Annotated in this window: 5 protein-coding genes; all 5 read right to left on the bottom strand. The window is 41.9% G+C overall.

Going from position 1 to position 6,000, the window contains the following annotated elements; translation table 11 throughout:
* Nucleotides 1-137: 137 nt before the first annotated feature.
* The 5 genes from ASC42_RS10495 to ASC42_RS10515 all read right to left on the bottom strand — a co-directional run bounded on the left by ASC42_RS10495 (nt 138) and on the right by ASC42_RS10515 (nt 5,959).
* The gene (locus tag ASC42_RS10495; RefSeq protein WP_055441717.1) at nt 138-1,016 is read right to left on the bottom strand and encodes an ROK family protein; all 879 of its coding nucleotides are present in this window, start codon (nt 1,014-1,016) and stop codon (nt 138-140) included.
* Nucleotides 1,017-1,043: 27 nt separating this feature from the next.
* Nucleotides 1,044-2,003 carry a mannose-6-phosphate isomerase, class I gene (gene manA, locus ASC42_RS10500; protein WP_055441718.1) on the bottom strand — a complete coding sequence of 320 codons (960 nt, stop codon included), beginning with the start codon at nt 2,001-2,003 and terminating at the stop codon, nt 1,044-1,046.
* 19 nt (nt 2,004-2,022) lie between these two features.
* The gene (locus ASC42_RS10505; RefSeq protein WP_055441719.1) at nt 2,023-2,481 is read right to left on the bottom strand and encodes a PTS sugar transporter subunit IIA; all 459 of its coding nucleotides are present in this window, start codon (nt 2,479-2,481) and stop codon (nt 2,023-2,025) included.
* 14 nt (nt 2,482-2,495) lie between these two features.
* Entirely contained in the window at nt 2,496-4,445 is a 1,950-nt protein-coding gene (locus ASC42_RS10510) for a BglG family transcription antiterminator (RefSeq protein ID WP_055441720.1), read from the bottom strand.
* A gap of 74 nt (nt 4,446-4,519) precedes the next feature.
* Complete coding sequence (locus tag ASC42_RS10515; RefSeq protein WP_280790533.1) at nt 4,520-5,959, bottom strand: PTS fructose transporter subunit IIC; 1,440 nt, start codon at nt 5,957-5,959, stop codon at nt 4,520-4,522.
* Nucleotides 5,960-6,000: the final 41 nt, after the last annotated feature.

The following is a 6,000-nucleotide window of genomic DNA, read 5'->3' on the forward strand; positions in this document are numbered from 1 at the left end:
TATTTGTATAATATGGTTTTTACTAACTTAAAATATTGAATATTCAGTTTATTTTATCCAAAAAACATATGCCTCCAAATCAAGTATATATTTCAAAAAAGATGCCCATTGTATAGGACATCTTTTGAATAACATTGTTATTTATCCCCCAACGCCTGTTTCGCAAGCGCTAAAGCTCCACATATCCCTGCGTTATCTCCTAATCCTGGGAGCGTAATGTAATGATCAATATGTTTTAAAATCACCTCATGTTGTACATATCCGTTTAGATGATTTAAAACGTGACGGTGAATACGAGGTAGCAAGGTGGATTGTTTCGCTACCCCTCCCCCAATAATCACCTGTTCCGGAGATAAAACTAAAATGTACTGTGCGATCGCTTGCCCTAAATAAAAAGCTTCGAGTTCCCACACTTCATCTTGTTCAGAAAGGTCAGCGCCTCGCTTCCCCCATCTCTTTTCGATCGCAGGCCCCGAAGCTAATCCCTCTAAACAATCGCCATGAAACGGGCAACTACCTACAAACGTGTCATCTGGGTGACGACGTACAACAATATGCCCCATCTCCGGATGCAATAATCCGTGAACGAGACGTCCCTCGACGATCGCCCCAACACCAATGCCTGTCCCCACCGTCATATAAATGCAACTGTTTTTTCCTTTTGCTCTTCCCCAAAACAATTCTCCTAACGCTGCTGCATTTACATCCGTATCAAATCCGATAGGGACGTGAAAATATTTTTGAATCGTGCCAACAAAATTAAAATTGGTCCAATGGGGTTTCGGTGTATTTGTAATGTAGCCATATGTTTGGCTTTTCCGATTTAAATCGACAGGACCAAATGTTCCGATCCCAATCGCGTCTAGTGAATAGCTCTTGAAAAAGTCAATAACCTTTTGCATCGTTTCTTCTGGCGCAGTCGTTGGGAACTGGACACGTTCATGTATATTTCCTCCACTGTCACCAACAGCACAAACAAATTTCGTGCCACCCGCTTCAATCGCCCCTAAATACATTTCTTTTCACCTTGCTTTTCATCAACATTATTTCCCCCATGTTGGTGAAGAAACAATACATTGCAAATTCCCTTGTATAGTAAAACGATCGAACGAATGGGGAATGAGAAAATGGTCTCCTTTTTGTAACGGATATGTCTCTTGTGCTGTACAAAGCTCCCCTTTTCCATCCAGAACACTAACTAATAAAAAATAATCCGTTTGTTCAATATTCCATTTATGCTCAATATCCCATTTTTGTACGGTAAAATACTCGTTTTGAACAAATGTTGTAATTTTTGCCCCTGTTGTTTGGATCACATGTGGTTCATAATACATATCGACATGTGGAACGGTAATAACATCGAGCGCTTTTGCTAAATGTAATTCCCGTTTGTTTCCATGCTCATCTACACGATCGTAATCATACATCCGATACGTCGTATCCGAGCTTTGCTGTGTTTCGAGTACGAGCGTTCCTTCGCAAAGCGCATGTACCGTACCACTTGGGACGTAAAAAAAGTCCCCAGGACGAATCGGCACTTTCCGAAGCAAGTCATGCCACCGGCCTTCTTCCATCATTTGTTGTAACTCTTCTTTTGTTTTGGCATGGTGCCCGTATATTAACTCTGCTCCTTCTTTACAGTCAATGATATACCAGCACTCTGTTTTTCCTAATTCTCCATGTTCATATGTACGAGCATATTCATCGTCTGGATGCACTTGCACCGATAAATCAGCATTCGCATCTAAAATTTTCGTCAATAATGGGAAACGATCCGATGGAAAATGACCAAATAACTCTGGATGATCGTCCCATAACTCACCTAACGTCTTACCTCGAAATGGTTCGTTTATGACAGTCGTCTGCCCGTTCGGATGTGCAGAAATTGCCCAACATTCCCCCGTTTGCTCTGAAGGAATATCGTATCCAAACTGCTCACGAAGACGATTTCCACCCCAAATTCGTTCTTGAAACACAGGTGCGAAAAAAAGAGGTATGTTCATGATTCATCTCCTTCCCCCATTAAGATTGAAACGTCTCAAATAATTGTAAAACATCTTCCACTTTTCGTACAGTTAATATCTGTTCCCTAAACGTCTCATCCATCAGCTTTCTCGCTAACAATTGCAAAATTTTCAAATGCTCATTTCCTGCATATTGTTCAGGCACTGCAATCATAAAAATAAGTTTCACTTTCTCCCCATCTAAACTATCCCAATCTACCCCCTCATGCTTCATACCAAATGCTAAACAAGGGTGTTTAACTGCATCACTTTTCCCATGAGGAATCGCAATTCCAAATCCAATTCCAGTACTCCCCTCTCTTTCCCGATCATATAACGCCTGTTTATATTGTTCTCGATCAACTAACCCCCCTGCTCCATCGATCAATCCAATCATTTCTTCCATAATCTCGTCTTTCGTTGTTCCATCTAACTGTAATTTTACTAATTGCTTCGTCATTAATTGTGTCACTGTCATCCTACTCGACTCCTTTATAAACATTGATAAAATTCACTCGTTGTTTTCGCTTGTTTCAACTGCTTCAGCAGCTCTTCATCTTCCGATAGGGCAACTAACTCTTGAAATAATTGCTTCACGCGCTCTTTGTCTTGTATACCATTAGCCATCATAAAGACAAGCCTCACACGCTCTCCTCCCCAATCAATGGGCGTTTGCAAACGTCCAATCGCAATAGCCGATTGGTGAATTAAACGCACTTCTCCGTGGGGAATGGCCATTTCGTTACCAATATACGTGGAAGAGATACTTTCTCGCTCATTCGCACTTTGTTTGTACAACTGATCTACATATCCTTGTTCATACAGCTGCCCCCCTAAATAAGTAATAACATGTTCACGCGTTTTAAATGGTAAATCGAGAAAAATCAATTGTTCATCCACTAACGCTTTAATCGTTCTGTATGATGGTTTTTCTTTTTGTTTGACTCGCAAATGAAACAGCTGATCTTTAACCATTTCTAACTCATGCTCACGAAGCAAAGGACTTACGATGACCGTTGGTACGTTTGTATGAGATGGCAACGGCACCGTACTAACTAAAAGATCAGGCTTTTTTTCTTCCATCGCTTTATATAACTGAGAAATGGAAGCAATCCCGACCACATCCACTTCAGGAAAAGCAGCCGCAAATTTTGCCTCTACAAAACGTGACGTCCCTGATCCCGTCGTACAAACGATAAGTACTTTCTTGCGCCCGTGTTTTCTATGATGCATGCGTTCAAGCGCTGCTTGGATATGCAAAACAATATACGCAATTTCATCTTCTGGAATTGTTAACTGTATATCTTTCTCCATTTGTTCCATAAAAGAGAGCACCATTTCAAATGCATAGCGATACATCCGTTTAATTTCCCACAACATCGGGTTTGTAATCGCCAATCCATTTCGCAAACGATTCAACGTAGAATGGAGATGAATTGTCAATCCAAATAGTAACTCTTGGTCATTGAGTAATCGATCATCTATATGATTCGACATATACTCGATCAATAAACGCGCCAATCGCAACGCTTCCTCATCTATTTCACGGAAAAATGGCTCAACCCCGTCCTTTATATGTACTTGGTCATAACGAATGCGTGCGCCTAATAAATGTAACGCCATATATCCCACTTCTGCATCAGGAATTTTAATCGCTAACCATACCTCGATTTTTTGCGCTAACTGCTTAGCTAACTCATACTCTTTCTTTTTCTTTAACTCATGCAATTGGGTTGCATTCATTTGAATACGACATCCTTGTTTTATGCGCTTTACCGCAATAGCAATATGAATGGCTAAACTAATCTTTGCTTCATCGGTTAACGGAAACGGTAACACAGCTTCCATCTCTTGAACTTCCTTTTCAATAAAAGCTAATTCATACGGCTGCAATACATCAGCGACCATGTTCAACTGTTGCTCATTTAACATATAATAAGCGTGGTCAACTAATCCCTCTACCAACTTTGCCAACGCCATACGCCAATTTTTCTCTTCCCCTTCAACCCTCAAGCCTAAATTCGGCTTACGAACAAGTTGTAAATGAAACGGACGCAACCAACGATCAATGTGCTCTAAATCTTGATGAATAGTAGACTTGCTCGTATACAGCTCATCTGCCAACTGTTGCATCGTAATCGGCTTGCCCGTCATTAATAACCGTTTCAACAACTGAAGTTGCCGTTCTTCCTCATCGCTTATATGTAAAAGATCTCGAAGCAACTTCTCTTTTGCTTCATCATCCCCCTTCAGACACACCCCTACACTCGGCTTTCGTTCGATCGTTAAAGTCGGATACCGTTTCAACCATTGATCTAACACCTTCAAATCATTACGGACGGTTTTCTCGGAACAATGCAAATCGTCGGCAAGTGAAGTGACAGATACATAATCATTCGCATCTAATAGCGCTTTTATTATTCTTTTATACCGAGCAATCATCCTGTCACCACCATCCCTTAAAATTTACAAAGAAAGGAGGAATGCTCATGCGAGAGATTCCGTCCTTTCCTCTATCACTTTTCTCCATCTACCGGCTTTTTCACTGCATTTACAAGCAATGCTGTCACGATCATACCAATAACAATCGAAATGAAAAACATCGGCACATTATCTACCGCACGAAACACAGCAACAATCGGTCCCCCATGCGGCACATGATCTGCAACATTGCTTAACATCGCAACGACTGCCCCAACCATAGAACCAATCATAATGCTCGGAATAACCCGCAACGGATCACGTGCCGCAAACGGAATTGCTCCCTCTGTAATTCCTACAAGTCCCATCGCAAGCGCTGCTTTGCCTGCCTCACGTTCTTCGTCTGTATATTTCGCCTTCCCTAATAACGTTGCCAAACCTAAGCCAAGAGGTGGAATGCAGATAGCTACCGCGATCGCCCCCATAATGTTCGCATGTCCTTCTGCGATCATCGCTGAACCGAATAAAAACGCCACTTTATTTACTGGTCCTCCCATATCAAAAGCAATCATCGCACCTAAAACCATCGCCAAAACAACTTTACTTGCCCCTTGCATACTGTTTAACCACGACGTTAATCCTTCCATGATTCCCGCAATCGGTTGCCCAATAACAAAAATGAATGAAGCCGCTACAAGCAGTGAAGATATAATAGGAATGACTAAAATCGGCATAATCGGCTGAATCATTTGTGGAACACGAATACGCTTAATGGCTTTTACGATATACCCTGCTAAAAATCCTGCAATGATACCGCCAATAAATCCAGCTCCTGCATCACTACCATAAAAACTACCGTTCGCCGCAATGTAACCGCCAACCATCCCTGGCGCAAGCCCTGGCCGGTCAGCAATACTAACCGCAATGAAACCTGACAAAATTGGTACCATAAATGTGAAACTCGCTACACCGACGTCTAAAATACGATTCCAGATCGAACCTTCGGGAATGACTAGCCCTTTTGCCGTTGGCTCTCCTCCGATCGCAAGCGAAAGCGCAATAAGCAATCCGCCGATCACAACAAACGGAATCATATATGAAACACCATTCATCAAATTTCGATATATAGGATTTTGCTTCTCATTTCGCTCTTTTTTCGCTTCCGCTACACTCTTCAGCTTCTCTACCACTTCATATACCGGCACTTCGTTTCGCTCAAAGCGTGCAATCAACTCCTCCGGACGACGAATGCCATCCGTAACCGACACTTCCAACACCCGTTTCCCTCGAAAGCGACTTTTATCCACTTGCTTATCCGCCGCAATAATCACCCCATCGGCTTGTTCAATATCTTCTCGTGTCAACTCATTTTCCACACCAATGGAACCTTGAGTTTCCACCTTCATTTCATGTCCCATCCGTTCAGCTGCCTCCGCTAACTTTTCTGCAGCCATGTACGTATGTATTTGATAATTTAAAATTGAGCCACTTTTGAAGGGTTCGATCACATAAAAAATGAGCCACCTGATTTCCAATTTTCATTACCTCCCTTATGATTGAAAGTGCCTAAACTTTT

This window comes from Anoxybacillus suryakundensis (genome assembly GCF_001418025.1).
Lineage (GTDB): Bacteria > Bacillota > Bacilli > Bacillales > Anoxybacillaceae > Anoxybacillus > Anoxybacillus tengchongensis.